The following is a 20,061-nucleotide window of genomic DNA, read 5'->3' as shown; positions in this document are numbered from 1 at the left end:
GGGTTGAGGGATGTCTGACGACACGGTTTTGTACGATCTGACTGATGGCGTCGCGACGATCCGGCTCAACCGGCCCGAGCGGTTGAATGCGGTGACGTTCGACATGCTCGACCTGATCCGCGCATCGCTGTTGCGCGCGGTGAATGAGGGCGCGCGGGCGGTGCTGCTGACCGGGGAGGGGCGGGCATTCTGTTCGGGCGCGGATCTGGCCGGGCGGATGGATCGCGGGCCGGTCGATCCGGCCGAGAGCCTGGAGTTTCACTACAACCCGCTGGCCGAGACGCTGTCGAAGCTGCCGATCCCGATCGTCACCGCGATCAACGGGCCGGCGGCGGGTGCTGGTGTGGGCATCGCGCTGGGCGGCGACATGGTGGTGATGGCGAAGAGCGCCTATCTGCTGCTCGCGTTCAGCAATATCGGGCTGGTGCCCGATTGCGGCGCGACCTGGCTGGTTGCCAAGTCGGCGGGGCGGGCGAAGGCGCTGGAGATGGCGCTGCTGGGCGAGAAGATGTTCGCCGAGGATGCGAAGGACGCCGGGCTTGTCGCGCGGGTGGTCGAGGACGATGCGCTGATGGCGGAGGCGGGGAAGCTCGCCGCGACGCTCGCCGCCAAGCCGACCATCGCGCTCGGCCTGATCCGTGCGCAGATCAAGGCGGCGCTCAACAACACGCTGTCGGAAACGCTGAGCGTCGAGGCGGCGCATCAGCGGATTGCGGGTAAGACCGAGGACTTCCGTGAAGGCGTGATGGCGTTTCTCGGCAAACGCGCGCCGGAGTTCAAGGGTAAGTAAATGAGTGAGAAGCCGACCCCCGACGCCTGGAAGGCGCTGGCCGACAAGGAAGTGAAGGGCCGCGACCTGACGTGGCGCACGCCGGAGGGGATTGACGTCAAGCCGCTGTACACCGCGGAGGATGTCACCGCCGACCCGGGGATGCCCGGCTTTGCGCCGTTCACGCGCGGGGTGCGGGCGTCGATGTATGCCGGGCGGCCGTGGACGATCCGGCAATATGCGGGGTTTTCGACCGCGGAGGAATCCAACGCATTCTATCGCCGCAATCTGGCGGCGGGGCAGAAGGGGCTGTCGGTGGCGTTCGATCTGGCGACGCATCGCGGCTATGACAGCGACCATCCGCGCGTGACGGGCGATGTTGGCAAGGCGGGCGTCGCGATCGACAGTGTCGAGGACATGAAGATCCTGTTCGACGGGATTCCGCTCGACCAGATGTCGGTCAGCATGACGATGAACGGCGCGGTGATCCCGATCCTCGCCTTCTTCATCGTCGCGGGCGAGGAGCAGGGGGTCGACCAGAGCCTGCTCGACGGGACCATTCAGAACGACATTCTGAAGGAGTTTATGGTCCGCAACACCTACATCTACCCGCCCGAGCCGAGCATGCGAATTATCTCGGACATTTTTGCATATACGTCGGCCAAGATGCCGAAATTCAACAGTATTTCGATCTCCGGCTATCATATGCAGGAGGCCGGGGCGACGCAGGTTCAGGAGCTGGCCTTCACCATCGCCGACGGCATGGACTATGTGAAATACGGCGTCGCCAGCGGCCTCGACATCGACAAATTTGCCGGGCGGCTGAGCTTCTTCTTCGCAATCGGTATGAACTTCTTCATGGAAGTCGCTAAATTGCGGGCGGCGCGGGTGCTGTGGCATCGCGCGATGACGCAGCTGGGCGCGAAGGACGAGCGCAGCAAGATGCTGCGGACGCATTGCCAGACTTCAGGCGTGTCGCTGACCGAGCAGGACCCGTACAACAACGTCATCCGCACGACGATCGAGGCGATGGCGGCGATGCTGGGCGGGACGCAGAGTCTGCACACCAATGCGCTGGACGAGGCGATCGCGCTGCCGACCGATTTCTCCGCGCGCATTGCCCGCAATACCCAGCTGGTGATCCAGGAAGAGACGGGGATGACCAATGTCGTCGATCCGCTCGGCGGCAGCTATTATGTCGAGGCGCTGACGCAGGAGCTGGTCGACAAGGCGTGGGCGATCATCGAGCGGGTCGAGGGTGAGGGCGGGATGGCCAAGGCGGTCGCCGCCGGCTGGCCCAAGGCGATGATCGAGGAAGCCGCCGCCGCCACCGCCGCGCGGATCGACCGCGGGGAGCAGGTGATCGTCGGGGTCAACAAATACCGCAAGGCCGAGGAAGACCCGATCGAGACGCTCGACATCGATAACCACGCGGTGCGCGAGGCGCAGGTGGCGCGGATCGCGCGGGTGAAGGCGGAGCGCGATGAAGTAGCGTGTCAGGCGGCGCTGGATGCGCTGCGCGAGGGTGCGCGCGGCGACGGCAATCTGCTGGAGCTGGCGGTCGTGGCGGCACGGCATCGCGCGACGCTGGGCGAGATCAGCCTGGCGATGGAGGATGTGTTCGGGCGGCACGGGACGGTGCCGACGCCGGTGAAGGGCGTGTATGGCGGCGCCTATGATGCGGACCAAAGCTGGGAGCGGTTGAAGGACGGCGTCGCCGCGACCGAGCGGCGGCTGGGCCGCGCGCCGCGCATGCTGGTCGCGAAGATGGGGCAGGACGGGCATGACCGCGGGGCGAACCTCGTGTCGTCGGCGTTCGGCGATCTGGGGTTCAAGGTCGTCCCCGGCCCGCTGTTCCAGACGCCGCAGGAGGCCGCCGAGCTGGCGCTGGCCGAGGACGTCGATGTGGTCGGCGTGTCGAGCCTTGCAGCCGGGCACAAGACGCTGATTCCGCAGCTGATCGGGCATCTGCGCGATGCCGGGCGTGCCGACATCAAGGTGATTGCGGGCGGGGTGATCCCGGCGCAGGATTATCAGGTCCTGCGCGACGCGGGGGTTCAGGCGATCTTCGGCCCGGGGACCAATCTGGTGAACGCTGCCGAAGAGGTGCTGACCCTGCTCGGCCATAACATGCCGCCGCGTGAGGAGGCCGCCGAATGAGCGACGACGCCGTCAAGCCGGACCCGGAGCCCGGGTTCGACAAGGAGATGCTGCTTTACGATTATTCGAAGCATCTGCTGTCGCTGGCGTTGTTGGGGCTTGGCGGCATTCTGTCGATTGCGCAGTCGCCGCAGGGGCAGAAGATACCCGGCCCCGTTATCGCGGGACTGACGGTGTTTCTGGCGGTTTCAGGCCTGTGCGCGCTCAGCTGTACCGCGTCGATTTTACGTTCCCGCCAGCGTCATGTGCCGGTACCGCGCTCCGCGTGGCTGACCAATCAGGGGGCGATGATGTTCCTGGGCCTCGGGGTCGGCGGCTTTCTTTACTCTTGGATCAAGGTTTTGATGTGAGCACCCGTACCGACTGGACCCGCGACGAGATCGCCGCGCTGTTCGACCTGCCGTTTATGGAGCTGGTCTATCAGGCCGCCACCGTCCACCGCGCGCATTTCGCGGCAGATGAGGTGCAGCTGTCGACGCTGCTCAGCATCAAGACCGGCGGGTGCCCGGAGGATTGCGGGTATTGCAATCAGTCGACCCATGCCGAGACAGGCCTGAAGGCGACCAAGCTGATGGACGTGCGTGCGGTGCTGCAGGCGGCGGCGCAGGCCAAGGATAATGGCTCGTCGCGCTTCTGCATGGGCGCGGCGTGGCGCAACCCCAAGGACCGCGACATGCCCGCCATCGTCGAGATGGTGAAGGGCGTGCGCCAGATGGGCATGGAAACGTGCATGACGCTGGGCATGCTGACCGAGGGGCAGGCGGCGCAGCTCGCCGAAGCGGGGCTGGATTATTACAACCACAATATCGACACCTCGCCCGAGCGCTATGGCGAGGTGATCACGACGCGGACGTTCGAGGACCGGCTGGAGACGCTCGACCACGTGCGTGAGGCGGGGATCAACGTGTGTTGCGGCGGGATCGTCGGGATGGGCGAGACGCGCGGCGACCGCGTCGGCTTCATCCATGCACTGGCGACGCTGCCCAAGCATCCCGAGAGTGTGCCCGTGAACGCGCTGGTGCCGGTCAAGGGCACGGTGCTGGGCGACATGCTCCACGACACGCCGCTGGCGAAGATCGACCAGATCGAGTTCGTCCGCACGGTTGCGGTGGCGCGGATCACGATGCCGGAGTCGATGGTGCGGCTGTCCGCAGGGCGCGAGAGCATGAGCGATGAGACGCAGGCGCTCTGCTTCATGGCGGGGGCGAATTCGATCTTCACCGGCGACAAGCTGCTGACCACCGGCAATGCGGGTGACGACAAGGACGCGGCGCTGTTTGCGCGGCTGGGGATGCGGGCGATGCAAGCTGAGGTGAAGGCGGAGCTGGAGGCGGCGGAGTGAGTCTACTCGCTCTCCGGGTCGTGGGATGTCTTGTGGGCCTGCTGCTCATCTTTGGATGGCTGCCCTTTGGCATCGAACTGCTCGTCAGCAGCGATGGTGACTGCAAAGGTTTCCCTTGGTGCGAAGGGGATGGAGCAATCTGGCCGATCTGGGCTGCCTATCTCAGCTTGGCGGGGTGGCTCAGCGTACCGATCGCCATCCATTTGATTTACCAAACGGCCAGAACTTGGCTGCTCCGGCGAGAACTTGACTGAAATCCCCCTCCCGCTTGCGGGAGGGGTTAGGGGAGGGCCTGTCCCTCATAACGAATTGCACCGCGCGCGGACAGGCCCTCCCCCGGCCCCTCCCGCAGGCGGGAGGGGAGTGAAGGGTGTTCAAGACGATCCCGATGGCCAATCGTCGAGAAATTACGGGAGGCGTGTTCCGCGCCGCCGAGCGCATGTTGCTGGCGACCGTGTTGAGCCGCTTGCTGCTCGCTGTTCTGATGCTGCTGCTGCCGTTGCCGGTGCTGGCGCAGGGCATGCCGACCCCCATCGTCATCGGCCAGTCGTACAAGCTGCCCTCCGCCGTCATGGGCGGTGTACGGACGATCAACGTCTGGTTGCCGCCGGGCTATGCGCAGGGAAGCCAGCTCTACCCTGTGCTCTATGTGCTTGACGGCGGGATCGAGCAGGATTTCCACCATATCTCAGGCCTTGCCCAACTCGGCACGATTGTCGGTACGACGCGCGACATGATCGTGGTGGGGATCGAAAGCGTCGATCGGCGAAACGAGCTGGCCTTCCCGATCGCGACCGATGCCAAGCTGAAGGCCGATTATCCGACGGCGGGCCAGTCCGAACGCTTTCGCCGTTTCATCGCCGCCGAGCTGAAGCCATGGGTCGAGAAGAGCTATCGCACTAGCGGCGAGGATGCGCTGATCGGGGAATCGCTCGCCGGACTGTTCGTGGTTGAGACGATGCTGCGCGCGCCCGATCTGTTCGACGACTGGATCGCGATCAGCCCCAGCCTGTGGTGGGACAATGAGGCGCTGGTGAAGGCCGCGCCCGCGCTGTTGCCGAAGGCGCATGGGCGGTTGTGGCTGACCGTTGCGAATGAGCAGGGGATGGGCGTCGCGCCCTTTGCCGCGCTGCTCAAGGACAAGGCGCCAGCTGCGCTCGCCTGGACCTATGCGCCGCGTCCCGACGAGACCCACGCGACAATCTATCATGGGGCTGCGCTTGCGGCGCTGCGTCAGCTTTTTCCGCAATCGAGCCAATAGGGGCTGCAATGTTCAAGAAAATCCTGGTCGCCAATCGTGGTGAGATCGCGTGTCGCGTGTTCCGCACCGCCAAGCGGATGGGGATCGCGACGGTTGCGGTCTATTCCGACGCGGATGCGCGCGCGCCGCATGTGTTGATGGCGGATGAGGCGGTGCGGCTGGGGCCGGCGCCGGCGGCGGAGAGCTATCTCAAGGCTGACCTGATCCTGGCGGCGGCCAAGGCTACTGGCGCGGACGCGATTCATCCGGGCTATGGCTTCCTGTCCGAGCGCGAGAGTTTTGCCAAGGCGTGTGCGGAGGCGGGGATCGCCTTTGTCGGGCCGCCGGCTAATGCGATCGCGGCGATGGGCGACAAGATCGAGTCCAAGAAGCTCGCCAAGGCGGCGGGGGTCAATGTCGTCCCCGGCTATCTGGGCGAGATCGCCGATACCGATGAGGCGGTGAAGATCGCGTCGGACATCGGCTATCCCGTGATGATGAAGGCATCGGCCGGCGGCGGCGGCAAGGGAATGCGGCTGGCGTGGAGCGAGCAGGACGTTCGCGAAGGCTTTGAGGCGACCAAGCGCGAGGGGCTGGCGTCGTTCGGCGACGATCGCGTGTTCATCGAGAAGTTCATCGAACAGCCGCGCCATATCGAGATACAGCTGATCGGCGACCAGCATGGCAACATCGTCTATCTGGGCGAGCGCGAATGTTCGATTCAGCGGCGGCACCAGAAGGTGGTCGAGGAAGCGCCGTCGCCCTTCGTCACGCCCGAGATGCGCCGCAAGATGGGCGAGCAGGCGGTCGCGCTGGCGCGGGCGGTGGGGTATTACAGCGCCGGGACGGTCGAGCTGATCGTTTCGGGTGCGGACAAGACCGGGGAGGGGTTCTACTTCCTCGAGATGAACACCCGTCTGCAGGTCGAGCATCCGGTGACCGAGGCGATTACGGGGCTCGATTTGGTCGAGCAGATGATCCGGGTCGCGGCGGGCGAGCGGCTGGCGTTCACGCAGGATGAGGTCAAGCTGACCGGCTGGGCGATCGAGAACCGGGTTTATGCCGAGGATCCGTATCGCGGGTTCCTGCCCAGCACCGGGCGGCTGGTGCGGTATGCCCCGCCGGCGGCGCAGGAGACGCCCTATGGCGCTGTCGGTGGCGACGGGTATGTCCGCGTCGACGATGGCGTTGCCGAGGGCGGCGAGGTCAGCATGTTCTATGATCCGATGATCGCCAAGCTGATCACCTGGGGCAACACCCGCGACGAGGCGGCGGACTTGCAGGTCGCGGCGCTCGATGCGTTCGAGATCGACGGGCTTGGCCATAATGTCGATTTCCTCTCCGCGCTGATGCAGCATCCGCGGTTTCGCTCAGGCGCGCTGACCACCGGGTTTATCGCGGAGGAATATCCCGATGGGTTTGACGGTGCTCCTGCTGATGTGGACCTGACCCGACAGCTCGCTGCGGTGGCGGCGGCGGTGCATTGGCGGCAGGCGGAGCGCGCAGCGCAGATTTCGGGGCAGTTGGGAGCAAATCCGGCAACGTCGTGCGACTGGGTCGTACGGATCGGCGGTGTCGACCATGCAGTGACGGTGGGCGATGGCGCGGTGGTCGATGGCGTCGCGATTGCCGGTGACGTCGAATGGTCGCCGGGGGATCGGCTGGCGGTGGCGCGTTCGGGCGATGCTGCGCTCGCGGTGCGGGTTGCACGGACGCGGGCCGGCTGGACGCTGACGACGCGCGGGGCGACACACAAGGTGACGGTCCTTCCCCCACGCGTCTCCGAACTTGCCCGCCATATGATCGAGAAGATCCCGCCAGATATGAGCCGTTTCCTGCTCGCGCCGATGCCGGGGCTGCTGACGCGGATCGAGGTGGGCGAGGGTGAGAAGGTCGAGGCCGGGCAGCCGCTGGCGGTGGTCGAGGCGATGAAGATGGAGAATATCCTGCGCGCCGAGAAAGCGGGCGTGGTCAAGGCGATCAACTTCGCCGCGGGCGAGAGCCTGGCGGTGGATGCCGCGATCTTGGAGTTTGAGTGAGGGGTGCGGGTCGAGGCCGGCCGGGGGATCAGGAAGAAGAAGAAGAAGAAGAAGAAGAAGAAGACCCTCCCCAACCCCTCCCGCGAAGGCGGGAGGGGCTAAGAGAAGGCCTTACGCCATCGGCGGGGATGCGGGCAGGACAACGGTGATGCGCAGGCCGCCGATCGGGGAGTTGCTGGCTTCGATCCGGCCGTGATGCCCCTCGACGATCGCACGGGCGGTGGCGAGGCTGAGGCCCGATCCGCCGGGCGTGTCCTTGGCATTGGCGCGGTAGAAGGGTTCGAACAGCTGCTGGGCGAGTTCGACATCGATGCCCGGTGCATTGTCGTCGACGATCAGGCGCCAGGCGTCTTTCTGGCTTTCGAGGCCCAGCACGATGCGTCCGCCGCGCGGGACGTAGCGCATGCTGTTTTCGATCAGCGCGCCGAACAGCTGCTCGATCCGCTCGGCGTCCCATTTCACCAGGATGGTGTAGGGCGGCAGGCTGCTGGTTTCGAGCCGCACGCCTGATGCTTCGGCGCGCTTGCCATGGCTCCAGATCGTGTTGTGGATCAGCGCGCGCGGATCGACATCGGCGAAGCGCAGCGGCAGGCGGCCGAGATCGGCGAGCGCGACGGCGTGGAGATCTTCCGCCATGCGGGCGAGGCGGTTCTGGTCGGCCTCGATCGCCGCCTTGAACTCCGGTTCCGCGGTCAGCGCTTCCTGAAGCTCCGACAGATGGCCGCCGAGTGAGGCGATCGGTTCGCGCAGTTCTTCGGCGATCATCACCAGCCAGGTGCGGCGCGCGGTCTCGATCCGTTCGAACCGGTTGGCGATGCGGCGGAGGTTGCGCATCGTGCCGACGATCTCACGCGGGCCGGTCTCGTCGAAATGGATGTCGCCATCGCCATCGGCGACTTCATGGCTCAGCCGCAGCAGCTCGCGCTGGGGTCGCGACCAGCGGCCGGCGAGCCAATAGGCGGCACCGAGCAGGACTGCGAGAATGCCGGCGAGGATCGCGCCGATGCCGATATAGTGATCGCGCATCAGCGTGCGGTCGCGGTCGGTCAGCTGGGGAGGGCGGATGATGCGGGCGCGGGCGATGGTGCGGCCATCGACCACGACCGGGCGTTCGACCAGCGCTGGCCCGGCCGTGGCGCCGCCGAGCAGGCGGTCGCCCGCGCCGACGATCGCGACGCGGTTGCCAAGGATGATCGGGTCGCGGCGGTCGAGATCGGCGATGATCCGGTCGAACGGCTTGCCTGCCGCCGCCGCTTCACCGGCGAGCGCGGCAAAGGTCTCCAGATGCTCGGCGTCGCGATTGCGTAGCAGCCGCTCACTGCTGGAATAGACGTTCCACAACAGAAAGCCGCCGCCGACCGCGACGATCAGCAATGCCTGAGCCGCGAGTGCCGTGAACATGCCCCGAAACAACCGCACCTTCGTCTCCCCACACAGTCCGCCCCCCGGCAGACGAGTCCCCGAAACTTCCTATTCGATCCCCGCATCGAGCGAATCGATGATCCGCGCGCCCGCCATGAACACCGCGATCGGGCAGAGTGCGAACAGCAGCCAGCCGCCGATGCCGGGATATTGCTCCAGATAGTGAATGCCGCGATCGACCGCCCCGACCCCAAGGCCGTAGATCACGGCAAACGCCTCGAATCTCGTCTTGATGGTGAAGAGGCGTTTGACGCGTGACAGCATAGCAAGTGTTAAGCAAGAGACAGGCCAAGTGCGGAAATGGCCGGTTTCGCGTTAACGGCTATGGTTACCTGTCAATTAACCCGACAGGGCGGCGGGGTCGATGCCGAGCAGGTCGAGCAGCGCGGTCCGTGCGGTGGCGATGCGGGCGATGAGCGCGGGGTCGCTGATCTCATCCTGCGCGATCCGTTCTGGCCAGTGCGCGTCGATCACTGCGGCGATGCGATCGAGTTTGGTGGGGTCGACCAGGAACCGAGGATCGACAGTCGCGGGGTCGGCGACGACGCGCAGGCGCAGACAGGCGGGGCCGCCGCCATTGGCCATCGACTCGCGTACATCGACCACCTCCAGATGGCGGATCGGGCCGTTGCCAGCGACATGGCGCTGGAGCCAGCTCCAGACGCTTGGGGTATCGCGGGCTTCGGTGGGGAGGATGAGGCCGGTCTCGCCGCCCGGCAGCGTCACCAGCTGGGCATTGAACAGATAGGAGCTGATCGCGTCCGCGAGGCTGACCTCCGTTGCGGGTACTTCCACAATCTCGACGCGGGGCATCAGGCGGCGAAGGTCGGCGTAGAAGGCGGCCTTGTCGGCGAACGCCAGTTCGTGCGCGAACAGGACATTGGCGTTGGCGACTGCAACGACGTCATTGTGGAAGGCGCCGGCGGCGATGGCTTCGACCGACTGCTGGACGAACAGGGTGCGTTCGGGGTCGAGGCAGTGGCGGCGGGCGACCGCCGCGCTGGCTTCGCGATGCTGGCGCGCGGGGAAGGGGCCGCCGCTGACGCCATAGACGAAGACTTCGACGCCGGGCGCGTCATGGTCGGGGGCTAGCCGCATGTGATTGGCCGCGCCTTCGTCGCCGAACGGGGCGGGGACTGGGCCGTGGACGCGGAAGGCATCGTGCGCGAAGGCGAGGCGGAGCTGGGCGAGCGTCTCGGGCCATTCATGGCTGCGATGCGGCATCGTCACGAGGTTGGCGACGCTGAGGTGACAGCGGCCATCGGCGGTGTCAGCGGCGGGGGAGACGGTGGCGGCGTTGGCGGCCCACATGGCCGACGCCGAGAGCGCCTGTGCCTGAACGTGCGGCGCGGCTTCGGCATAGGTCGTCGCCAGCGTGTCCAGCCAGCGATGGTCGGGGCGGGCATGGGGCAGCAGAATCCCCTGGGTCAGCCCGAGCGACAGGTTGGCGCGCATCTTCGCGATCCCCTGAAGCGCGGCGGCGCGGGGTTGCGATACTGCGCCCTGATTACGGGTGGCGGCGAGGTTGCCGTGGCTGAGGCCGGCGTAATTGTGGCTGGGGCCGATGATCCCGTCGAAGTTGATCTCAACGCGGGGCATGGCACACGTCCTGTCCCGCCGCGACGTCGAGCAAAGCGGCGGCGGCGGGATCGAGCGTTACGCCGCCGCCGCCGCGCGTAATCCGGCCATGACAGGCGCGGAACTCGGCGAGCGTGCCGCGCGCGATGATGCTCGCGTCCCCGCCCGGGGCGATGTCCGCCACTGGCTGAGTCCGGCAGTCGCGGATCGTCATGACATGGTCGGTCCGTGCGGTCATGGTCGGGCCGCCGTCGAAGATGTCGATGTAATTCTCGAACGCGAAGCCTTCATGCTCGAGCATCCGCATCGCCGCGCGGCCGGAGGGGTGGGGGACGCCGATCACGCTGCGGGCGTGTTCGGTGAGCATCGCGGTATAGACCGGGTGGCGGGGCATCAGGTCGGCGATGAACTGGTTGCCGTGGATCGCGTTGAACTCGTCTGCCTGCTGGAAGCTCATCCCGAAGAAGCGTCCGGCGACACCGTCCCAGAAGGGCGATCCGCCGGCTTCGTCGATCACGCCGCGCAACTCGGCGAGGATGCGGTCGGCGAAGCGCGCGCGGTGCATCGCGATGAACAGATAGCGGCTGCGCGCGAGCAGCATGCCCAATCCCCCGGCGCGCTCACCCGGGTGTAGGAACAGCCCGCCGACCTCGCTCGCTCCCTCCAGATCGTTGACCAGATTGAGGATTTCGGCGCGGAAAGTGCGGTTGAGCGCCTCGCTATGCTTGGTCACCGTGCCCATGCGATAGGAATAGAAGGGCCAGCGCTGGCCGACCTGGGTGAAGATCTGGCAGGTGCCGCGCACTTCCTGCGTCGCGGTGTTTTCGAGGACGAGGACGAACAGCTCGTCCTTCTTCGCGTCGTCGGTGCGCGCGAAGGCTTCGGCGCTGCGCTCCAGCTTGGTCTTGAGCGCGGGCTTTTCGGGGGGCAGGTTGGTGAAGCCGCCGCCGGTCAGCTTGGCCATCTCATAGAGGTGCTGAAGGTCGTCGGCGCGGGCGGGGCGGATGATGAAGGTCATACGCGGCCCTTTTCGATGATGCGCAGGATGGTGAGTGCCGATAGGGCGGCACGTTCGGGCAGGCTGTCGGGGATCAGAAATTCCTCCTGCGAATGAATGGCGCCGCCGCGCGCGCCCATCGTGTCAACGACGGGGACGCCGCATGCGGCGATGTTGTTGCCGTCGCACACGCCGCCGGTCGCCTTCCACGCGACCGGGATATCGAGATCGGCGCCGGCCTGCTTGACCAGACCGAACAGCCGCTCGGCACCCGGGTCGAGCGGTTTGGGCGGGCGGTTGAACCCGCCATGGACGTGGACCGACACGTCGTGTTCGGCGGCAATGGCGTCGGCGAGGGCGTGGACGGCTGCCCCGGCGCGCTGGATGGCGTCGGGTGAGGCGGGGCGGAAATTGACGCGCAGGATGGCAAGGTCGGGCACGACATTGTTCGGCCCGCCGCCCTCGATCCGCGCCGGGTTCACCGACAGGTCGTCGGTCATCAGCTGTGACAGACGCAGCGCGAGATCGGCGGCGGCGACCAGCGCGTTGCGGCCGTCGCGCGGGTTGCGTCCAGCGTGCGCGCTCTTGCCCCGAACGACGATCGAGAAGTTGCCGGTCCCGCCGCGTGCGCCCGCCAGCGTGCCGTCGGGGAGCGCGGGTTCGTAGGTGAGCGCGGCGACCTTGCCCTGCGCGGCCTGTGCGATCAGCGCGGCGGAGGCGAAGGAGCCGGTTTCCTCGTCGGAGTTGATCACCACTTCATAGCCGACGCGCGCCGCCGCCGGGGTCGCTTCGACCGCGCGCAGGGCGGCGAGCATTAGGGACAGGCCGCCCTTCATGTCCGCCGCGCCGGGGGCGTTGAGGATGCCGTCGGGCAGCCAGGTCGCGCTCTGGAAGGGGTGATCGGCTGGAAACACCGTGTCCATATGGCCGGTGAACAGCATCTGCACCGGCGCTTGCGGTCGTACGCGCAGGTGCAAATGGCGGCCATGTGCCAGCGACTGGACGGTGCCGCTGGTATCGACCATCTCGACCGGCGCGGGTTCGACCAGTGTGAGGTCGCCGGGCAGCGCGGCAAAGGCGTCGGCGAGCAGGCCTGCCATCGTGGCCAGCCCGGTCAGATTGCGCGTGCCGCTATTGACCGCGACCCACTGTTCGACCTGCGCCAGCATCGGCGCGGCGCGGGCCGCTTCGACGGCGGCGGCTTCGGTTGTATTCAGCCCCATGCACCGGGTGTATCGGCTGACACGCGGCGGGTGAACCCCCGGCGTTGGAAAAGTATCAGGCGTTACTACATGCCGCAATTTCACCGAGAGGTGGGGGCGATTGTCCCGGAGCCTGCGGTCGGCTTGGCAGGCTGACCTGCTTCGGGCCCGCGCCTGAGCTGTCCGGACAGTGCGAACAGCCGCCGCAGACCAGCGACAATGTTTCCGATGCCCAAATTGCCGCGCGCCATCCATCGCGCGACGGTCCATTCGGCAAGCGGGTGACCGCGTGCTGCAGCATGTTCGACCAGCGGCTGGACTGCGCGTCGAGTGGCGTTTGTCGGGTCTCTGCGTGCACGCAAATAGCCAAGCCAGAAAAAGGCTGGAGCGAAGCCCGCGTCAATTCCGTCCTGAAGCAGCTCATCGGCAGGGTCAGAGTGTCCAAGTGCATCGAGGTGCCGGGCATAGACGATCGTAGCCCGCCACGCGCCGGCAGCGATCGCGCGACGAAGCCACTCCGCAGCCAGATTGGGGTCGGCTGCTACGACCGTTCCGGTCTGATGATGCCACGCGACAAGCTCAAGCGCCTCTGGCGAGCCCTGATCCGCCGCTATGCGGTACAGCGCCAGCGCTGCCGCGGGATCAGCGCCCTGCAAAGCTCTGGCGCGGTGGATCAGTTCCGCGTTCTCGTCGGTTTCATCCGGCCAAAAGCCGTGCTCGTCGGTGAAGCGCGCCTCCCAGTCGGCGCTGGCTGACCAGACGGCCGCGTAGAGCTGGTCAGACTCAGCGCGTGCGACGCTCTGAAGCAAGCGACACAGGACACAGCGCGCCATCGGCCTGGCCTCCTCCTGCGGTTAGAAATCCACCAGCAGCGACGCGCGGGTCGTTGTGTCGGTCGACTTGCGGCCATTGGGCGGCGCGCTTTCATAGTTCACCGCATAGGACATCTGGGTCGAGAACGGGCCGAACAGCTTGACGCGCAGCGCCGTTTTGCCGGTAATCGTGCTGTTCTGCTGCTCGACGAACGCCGACGCGTCCTGGCTGAAGGTCACGCCCTTGCTCAGCTTCCAGTCGAGGTCGAGTTTGCCACGCGCGGCGATCTGGCGCTCGGTCGGCGCGGTCACGAAGTCGGTGTAACGGAATGCCGGGCCGATTTCGAGGTCGAGCGTCAGCGCGGGCGATTTCACCGCGGAATAGCCGGCCCCGGCCGAGATGGCGTAGCGTTCGTCGAAGCCGAGGAAGCGGTCGCTTTCGAACTGCGCCGCGCCATAGACATAGGCGCGGTCGTCGATCTTCCAGTTCGGTTCATAGGCGGCGAGATAGCGTTCGCGCACCGTCTGGCCGAGGCTTTCCTGATAATCGGCCTGCACGCGGAACTTGTGCCGCCAGCGCAGCGCCTCACGCTTGAGGTCGAGGATGCCGGTCAGACCGAGGGTTTCAGTATTGCCGGTGGTGAAATAGCCGCCCAATTCGGCGCGGCCCTTGACCAGATCGAGGAACTTGGCCTCGCGCAGGCGGCGTTCGGCTGCCTCACGGCGCTCGCGCTTCCATGCGCTGGCGGTGGATTCGAACTGCGCGGCGCGTTCCTTGTCGGCGGCCTTGGCATATTTGACGATCGCGTTGACCGCGCCCTCGTCGCCTGCCTTCATCGCGGCGTCGAGCATCGCTTTGACCTCCGACGAGCGTTCGACCGACTGGTTGGGCGGCGGAGGCGTTTCCGGTGCAGTCGAAGCCGTCACATCGGCGTTGGCGAGCAGCAGCGGGGCGGCGAGCAGAAGGAGCAGGGAGCTACGCATGTAACCGGTTACTACCCGATTTTCGCCCAAAGATCGAGTGCGGTGCAGCATTATGCTTCTCCCGGCTCTGCGATGCCCAGCGGCTCGGCAAAGATGCGCAGGATGTCGATGTAAAGCGTCCGCTTGAACGGCACGATCACCTCAGGCAGCTCGCGCGGGTCGATCCATCGCCACGCGCGGAATTCGGGTTCGGCGGTGGCGATGTCGATCACGTCGTCACCGGCGTTGAGGCGGAACAGGAACCAGCGCTGACGCTGGCCACGCCATTTGCCCTTCCACACCTTGCCGACCAGATCATCGGGCAGGTCATATTCCAGCTCGATCTCGGGCGCGGCGAGCAGTTCGACATGCTCGCGGACGACGCCGGTTTCCTCCCACAATTCGCGATAGGCGGCGTCGAGCGGGTCTTCGCCCGGGTCGATCCCGCCCTGTGGCATCTGCCATGCCTCCAGCGTCGAATCGAGCCGCTGGCCGACGAACACCAGGCCGTCGGCGTTGAGCAGCATCACGCCCGCGCAGGGGCGGTAGGGGAGATGGGCGAAGCTGGTCATTCCGCCGAAGCCTGCGCCATCACGCGGTTTGCCTCGGCCTCGGTCAGCAATGTGCGGAACGCGACGAGCATGCCAGCAACGTCACCCTGAGCGGACGGGATCGCGCGACGCAGCGTGATGAAACCGTGGATATTGCCCACCGCCTCGCGGAAGATGACCGGGACGCCGGCGGCGGCCAGCGCGCCGACATAGGCGCGGCCCTGATCGCGGATCGGGTCGAGGCTGGCGGTGATGACCAGCGCGGGGGGAAGCCCCTCCAGCGTCGCATGGCGCATCGGCGACGCGCGCGGGTGATCGAAGTCCGGGCCGTAGCATTCGTTGAACCAGTCCATGCCCTTGGCCGTGAGCAGATAGCCCTCCGCGAAATGATCGGCGGAGGCATAGTCGCCACCGAAATCGGCGGCGGGGTAGATCAGCAGCTGGCCGATCACCGGCACTGCGGCAGGAGCGTCGCGCAGGTCGATCGCGGCCACGGCAGCGATCTGGCCGCCCGCGCTGTCGCCGGCGAGTGCGATCGCGGTGACCGCGCGGCCGAGTTCGGCCGGGTTGGACGCGACCCAGCGTGCCGCTGCCTCGCAATCGTCGGATGCTGCGGGCCAGGGGCTTTCGGGGGCCAGACGATAGTCGACCGAGACCACGGGCAGGTCGAGCATGCGGCTCATTTCCGCGGTGAAGCTCGCATGGCTGTCGATATTGCCGATGACGAAGCCGCCGCCGTGGAAGAACAGCACGACCGGCCCCGGCTCGCGGCTTTCGCGCACGTCGAACAGGCGGGCGGGGATCGGACCGGCGGGGCCGGGGATGGTCAGATCCTTGACCGTCGCCAGCTCACCCTGCGGCAGGTCGACCATATCCTTCATCGCCAGATATTGCGCGCGATAGGCGGCGGGCTGCGGCGGCCACGGCATTTCCGGCATCGCGGCGAGCATGTCGAGAAAGGCGCGGGTGTCGGGACGGACGAAATGGTCGGCCAAGATCGGGTCTCCTCTTATGTGCCGGGTCATAGGCGAGGCAACGCATGGGCGTCCACCCGCGCAACCCGTGCTTTGCCGCAACTAAAGAAGAATTTCGCTGTCCTGTGCGCAACAGTGATGCTAACGGCGCGGCATGTTTCGAAAACGGCCCATTATCACCACCCGGACCGCGACCCGCCGCTGAAGGCCGGTCGCGCGGGTCCGGGTATCTGCCGCGAAACATTTCCATCGGCGCGCCGCTCACGGCCCGCTGACTTCCCACCGAAGAATGACTATGTGCCTGCCCGTGTTCCGGGCGGCTCGACCGCATGAAAGGGTCTATTGATGGGTTACCGTGTCGTAGTCGCAGGCGCCACCGGCAATGTCGGGCGCGAGATGCTCGCCATTCTGGCGGAGCGCGAATTTCCGATCGACGAGCTGGCCGTGCTCGCCAGCGCGCGCTCGACCGGCGACATGGTCGATTTCGGCGAGACCGGGAAACAGTATAAGATCCAGAATATCGAGCATTTCGATCCGACCGGCTGGGACATGGCGCTGTTCGCGATCGGGAGCGAGGCGACGAAGATCCACGCCCCGCGCTTCGCCAAGGCCGGCTGCACGGTGATCGACAACAGCTCGCTGTACCGCATGGACCCAGACGTGCCGCTGATCGTGCCGGAAGTGAACCCGGAGGCGATCGACGGCTACAAGGCCAAGAACATCATCGCCAATCCGAACTGCTCGACCGCGCAGATGGTGGTTGCGCTCAAGCCGCTGCACGATGCCGCGACGGTCAAGCGCGTCGTCGTCGCGACCTATCAGTCGGTGTCTGGCGCGGGCAAAGAGGGGATGGACGAGCTGTTCGAGCAGTCGCGCAACATCTTCGTCGGCGACAGCGCGGAAGCGAAGAAGTTCACCAAGCAGATCGCGTTCAACGTGATCCCGCATATCGACAGCTTCCTCGACGACGGTTCGACCAAGGAAGAGTGGAAGATGGTGGTCGAGACCAAGAAGATCCTCGACCCCAAGGTCAAGGTGATCGCGACCTGCGTGCGCGTACCAGTGTTCGTCGGTCATTCCGAGGCGGTGCATGTCGAGCTGGAGCGCGAGCTGTCGGCAGAGGACGCGCAGAGCATCCTGCGTGAGGCGCCGGGGATCATGCTGATCGATAAGCGCGAGGATGGCGGCTACATCACTCCGGTCGAGTGCGTCGGCGATTATGCGACCTTCGTCAGCCGGGTGCGTGAGGATTCGACGGTCGAGAACGGCCTCGCTTTCTGGTGCGTCAGCGACAATCTGCGCAAGGGCGCGGCGCTGAACGCGGTGCAGATCGCCGAGTTGCTCGGTCGCCGCCATCTGAAGAAGGGCTGAGCGCCCGCAAATGGGCCTCCCCGCCGCGCAACGCTGGTGGCTGCTCGCATGCCTTGCGGGCGTCCCGCTGAGCGCGGTGGGGGCGGCCTATCCGCCCAATACCTGGTTACAGGTCGGGCCGGTCGTGGCCGGCGTGCCGCTGGCGTGGTGGGCGTTGCGGCGCTGGCCGATGCGCAACGCGAGCGTCGGCTGGGCCTGCGGCTTCGTGCTGCTCCATCTATTCGCGGCACGCTGGACCTATAGCAGTGTGCCCTATGACGCTTGGGGGCAGGCGGCATTCGGCGTCAGCATCGATGCCGCGTTCGGGTTTCAGCGCAACATGTTCGACCGGCTGGTGCATTTCGTATCCGGCCTGTGCGTTGCGCTGCCGCTGGTCGAGGTCGGGATGCGCCATGCCGGGCTGACGCGGCGGATGGCGGTGATGTTCATGCTGCTCGCGGTGCTGGCGATCGGTGCGTTCTACGAGATTTTCGAATGGATGCTGACGCTGGGTCTCAGCCCGGAGGCGGCGGACCAGTATAATGGGCAGCAGGGCGACATGTTCGATGCGCTCAAGGATATGGCACTGGCGCTGTTGGGTGCGCTGGTGGCGCTTGCTGCCGGGTTCACGGGGCCGCGCACCAACGCGGCTCCGTCGCCGCCCGCCTGAGTGGCGCTAGCCGAACGTCAGAACTCGTCCCAGTCGTCGATCGCCGCTGCGGCAGCGGCACCGGATCCGTTCGTCGCGATTGGCAGCGTCGGGCGGACCAGCGGCGCGGCCTTGGGCTTCGCTGCGACCTTTGCGCGCACCGGCTTGGGGCGTGCGGGCGGCTGCTGAGCGGGCTGCGCAATCGCGGCGGGTGCCGGCGCGGGGGCCCGTGGCGCGACGGGCTTGGGACGCGCGGACAGGGCGGGCGCCTGCTGCCCGGCGTCGAACTGCGACGCCTGATCCGCCAGCGCGTTGACCTGAGCGAGCAGGCCGCGCGCCGCAGCGGAGGTTTCCTCGACCATCGCTGCGTTCTGTTGAGTCGACTGGTCCATCGTGCCGACGGCGGCGGCGATCTGGATCATCGCAGCGGACTGGGAGCTGTTGTCGGTCGCCATCGTTGCGACCAGTCCGTTGACGGTGCCGACCGTGTCGACGATCCGTGCCAGCGCGCCGTCGACGCTGCGCACCGCATCAACCGCAACGGCGACTTCGTCCTGGGTCAGCGTCAGCTGCTCGCGGGCGCGCTTCGCCTCTTCCTCGGCGCGCATCGCGAGGGCGGAAACGAGGTCTGCGACGACGGCAAAACCACGGCCGGCTTCGCCAGCGCGGCCGGCTTCGACGGCGGCGTTCATCGCGAGGACGCGGGTCTGGAAGGCGATCTTGTCGAGGCCCTCGATGACATCGTCGATCCCGCGCGCGCTTTCGCTGACGCGGCCCATGGTCGCGACGGCGCGTTCCGCAGTGGTGCGGCCTTCCTCGACGACGCTGCCGGCCTCTTCGGCGCGCGACACTACGTCTTGCGCGGCGCGGGCCATCAACTCGAGCCGGCCGTTGATTTGAGCAATCGCGGCGGTGGTTTCTTCGATGCTGGCGGCGTTGCTTTCGGAGCGGCGCGCGAGGTCGTCGGCGGCGAAGGAGATTTCGCCGGTGCCGGCCTTGATCGCCACGGTCGATTCGATCACCGCGCCGACCAGCCCCTGCAGCGCGACGACGGCCGAGTTGAAGTCGGTGCGCAGCGCGGCATATTGCGGGTCGAATTCGGCGTCGATGCCATGGGTCAGCTTGCCCTGCGCCACGCGCTTCAGCCCGTCGCCGAGCGCGCGGACGACCTTGTCGAGCGCTTCCTTGTTGCGCGCGATTTCAGCCTCGGCGGCGGCGCGGGCGGCGGATGCTTCCTGAAGGACGGCGAGGGCGCGCGCCATCTCGCCAAGTTCGTCCTGGCGGTGTGCGCCGACGATCTCGGTGTTGGTATCGCCCTCGGCGAGACGGCGCATCGAGGCGATCATCGCGGTGATCGGCGCAAACAGGCGTCGGCAGATATAGAATTGCAGCGCGCAGCCGATCAGCAGCGCGGCGAGGCCGATTTCCTCGAGCATCATGACCAGCCCGGACGCGCTCCCCGCGACATCCTCGACCGGGATGCCGACATACAGGATGCCGATCGTCTTGCCCGATGCGTCGCGGATCGGGTCATAGGCGGTGAAATATTCCTTGCCGAGAATCTCGGCCTGACCGCGATAGGGCTTGCCGTCGCGCAGCACCGCATCGAACACCGGGCCGGGGGCGAGTTTGGTGCCGACCGCGCGGCTGCCATCGTCCTTGACCACATTGGTCGCGATGCGGGTGTCGCCAAGGAAAATCGTCGCGGTGCCGCCGACCAGTTTCTTCACCTTGTCGACCGGATCGTTGAACCCGTTGAGCGGGCGCCCGTCGAGCAGCATGCGGTCGCCATCGACCGAGAAGGTCTTGCCGTAGCGGCTCAGCACGTCCTGTGCGACGCCCATGTTCGTCTCTTGCCGCTCGGTCGCCCGCGCCTGCATGTCCTGATTGAGCGCCCATTGCGTCGTGACCACCAGCGCGGCGGCGAGCGCAAGCATCGCGAGGCAGGATAGAAGGGTGATCTTTGTCGCGAGCTTGAGACGGCTGAGCATAGCGGGACCTCGGCAGAAATCG

The 20,061-nt window shown here is 66.5% G+C and carries 19 protein-coding genes; 9 read left to right on the top strand and 10 right to left on the bottom strand.

Features of this window, described 5'->3' with window-relative positions; translation table 11 throughout:
• Positions 1-10: 10 nt before the first annotated feature.
• The 7 genes from K9B35_RS02740 (at position 11) to K9B35_RS02710 (ending at position 7,550) form a co-directional block, all read left to right on the top strand.
• Positions 11-790, top strand: coding sequence for an enoyl-CoA hydratase-related protein (locus K9B35_RS02740; protein ID WP_224920266.1), 780 nt, complete (start codon positions 11-13; stop codon positions 788-790).
• Positions 791-2,929, top strand: a complete 2,139-nt coding sequence (scpA, locus tag K9B35_RS02735) for a methylmalonyl-CoA mutase (RefSeq protein ID WP_224920265.1) — start codon at positions 791-793, stop codon at positions 2,927-2,929.
• A complete protein-coding gene (locus K9B35_RS02730; RefSeq protein ID WP_224920264.1) occupies positions 2,926-3,279 on the top strand; it encodes a hypothetical protein in 354 nt (117 codons plus the stop codon). The genes scpA and K9B35_RS02730 overlap by 4 nt, the downstream gene beginning before the upstream one ends.
• Positions 3,276-4,271 (top strand): biotin synthase BioB, encoded by a 996-nt coding sequence (bioB, locus tag K9B35_RS02725; protein ID WP_224920263.1) that lies wholly within the window; start codon positions 3,276-3,278, stop codon positions 4,269-4,271. Before K9B35_RS02730 ends, bioB begins: the two co-directional genes overlap by 4 nt.
• A gap of 32 nt (positions 4,272-4,303) precedes the next feature.
• Positions 4,304-4,525: a hypothetical protein gene (locus K9B35_RS02720; RefSeq protein ID WP_224920262.1), complete on the top strand. Its 222-nt coding sequence runs from the start codon at positions 4,304-4,306 to the stop codon at positions 4,523-4,525.
• A gap of 116 nt (positions 4,526-4,641) precedes the next feature.
• Positions 4,642-5,532: an alpha/beta hydrolase gene (locus K9B35_RS02715; protein ID WP_224920261.1), complete on the top strand. Its 891-nt coding sequence runs from the start codon at positions 4,642-4,644 to the stop codon at positions 5,530-5,532.
• A gap of 8 nt (positions 5,533-5,540) precedes the next feature.
• The gene (locus tag K9B35_RS02710) at positions 5,541-7,550 is read left to right on the top strand and encodes an acetyl/propionyl/methylcrotonyl-CoA carboxylase subunit alpha (RefSeq protein ID WP_224920260.1); all 2,010 of its coding nucleotides are present in this window, start codon (positions 5,541-5,543) and stop codon (positions 7,548-7,550) included.
• A 111-nt stretch (positions 7,551-7,661) separates the two neighbouring features.
• Here the strand turns inward: K9B35_RS02710 and K9B35_RS02705 are convergent, their stop codons facing one another.
• From K9B35_RS02705 to K9B35_RS02665, 9 genes are all read right to left on the bottom strand, one after another.
• Positions 7,662-8,969 carry an ATP-binding protein gene (locus K9B35_RS02705; RefSeq protein ID WP_224920259.1) on the bottom strand — a complete coding sequence of 436 codons (1,308 nt, stop codon included), beginning with the start codon at positions 8,967-8,969 and terminating at the stop codon, positions 7,662-7,664.
• A gap of 51 nt (positions 8,970-9,020) precedes the next feature.
• The gene (locus K9B35_RS02700) at positions 9,021-9,236 is read right to left on the bottom strand and encodes a hypothetical protein (protein ID WP_224920258.1); all 216 of its coding nucleotides are present in this window, start codon (positions 9,234-9,236) and stop codon (positions 9,021-9,023) included.
• Between the two features lie 75 nt (positions 9,237-9,311).
• Positions 9,312-10,571: an N-succinylarginine dihydrolase gene (locus K9B35_RS02695; protein ID WP_224920257.1), complete on the bottom strand. Its 1,260-nt coding sequence runs from the start codon at positions 10,569-10,571 to the stop codon at positions 9,312-9,314.
• Positions 10,558-11,568, bottom strand: a complete 1,011-nt coding sequence (locus tag K9B35_RS02690; RefSeq protein ID WP_224920256.1) for an arginine N-succinyltransferase — start codon at positions 11,566-11,568, stop codon at positions 10,558-10,560. The genes K9B35_RS02695 and K9B35_RS02690 overlap by 14 nt, the downstream gene beginning before the upstream one ends.
• Positions 11,565-12,770, bottom strand: a complete 1,206-nt coding sequence (locus tag K9B35_RS02685) for a hydrolase (RefSeq protein WP_224920255.1) — start codon at positions 12,768-12,770, stop codon at positions 11,565-11,567. Before K9B35_RS02685 ends, K9B35_RS02690 begins: the two co-directional genes overlap by 4 nt.
• An 80-nt stretch (positions 12,771-12,850) precedes the next feature.
• Positions 12,851-13,582, bottom strand: coding sequence for a hypothetical protein (locus K9B35_RS02680; protein ID WP_224920254.1), 732 nt, complete (start codon positions 13,580-13,582; stop codon positions 12,851-12,853).
• Between the two features lie 21 nt (positions 13,583-13,603).
• Complete coding sequence (locus K9B35_RS02675; RefSeq protein ID WP_224920253.1) at positions 13,604-14,545, bottom strand: YdiY family protein; 942 nt, start codon at positions 14,543-14,545, stop codon at positions 13,604-13,606.
• 50 nt (positions 14,546-14,595) lie between these two features.
• Positions 14,596-15,096 (bottom strand): RNA pyrophosphohydrolase, encoded by a 501-nt coding sequence (locus tag K9B35_RS02670; RefSeq protein WP_224920252.1) that lies wholly within the window; start codon positions 15,094-15,096, stop codon positions 14,596-14,598.
• A complete protein-coding gene (locus tag K9B35_RS02665; RefSeq protein ID WP_412103430.1) occupies positions 15,093-16,070 on the bottom strand; it encodes an alpha/beta hydrolase in 978 nt (325 codons plus the stop codon). The genes K9B35_RS02670 and K9B35_RS02665 overlap by 4 nt, the downstream gene beginning before the upstream one ends.
• Positions 16,071-16,394: 324 nt before the next feature.
• Between K9B35_RS02665 and K9B35_RS02660 the strand changes: the two genes are divergently transcribed.
• Both K9B35_RS02660 and K9B35_RS02655 read left to right on the top strand, forming a co-directional pair.
• Complete coding sequence (locus K9B35_RS02660) at positions 16,395-17,420, top strand: aspartate-semialdehyde dehydrogenase (protein ID WP_224920251.1); 1,026 nt, start codon at positions 16,395-16,397, stop codon at positions 17,418-17,420.
• 10 nt (positions 17,421-17,430) lie between these two features.
• Positions 17,431-18,069 carry a DUF2238 domain-containing protein gene (locus K9B35_RS02655; RefSeq protein ID WP_224920250.1) on the top strand — a complete coding sequence of 213 codons (639 nt, stop codon included), beginning with the start codon at positions 17,431-17,433 and terminating at the stop codon, positions 18,067-18,069.
• A 17-nt stretch (positions 18,070-18,086) separates the two neighbouring features.
• Here K9B35_RS02655 and K9B35_RS02650 read toward each other — a convergent pair whose 3' ends face one another.
• Positions 18,087-20,039 carry a methyl-accepting chemotaxis protein gene (locus K9B35_RS02650; protein WP_224920249.1) on the bottom strand — a complete coding sequence of 651 codons (1,953 nt, stop codon included), beginning with the start codon at positions 20,037-20,039 and terminating at the stop codon, positions 18,087-18,089.
• Between the last annotated feature and the right edge of the window lie 22 nt (positions 20,040-20,061).

Origin of the sequence: Sphingomonas sp. R647, from assembly GCF_020177055.1 — a bacterium.
Taxonomy (GTDB): Bacteria; Pseudomonadota; Alphaproteobacteria; order Sphingomonadales; family Sphingomonadaceae; genus Sphingomonas.
The sequence above is the reverse complement of the archived record's forward strand: the minus strand, read 5'-3'. Positions and strand labels throughout refer to the sequence as shown.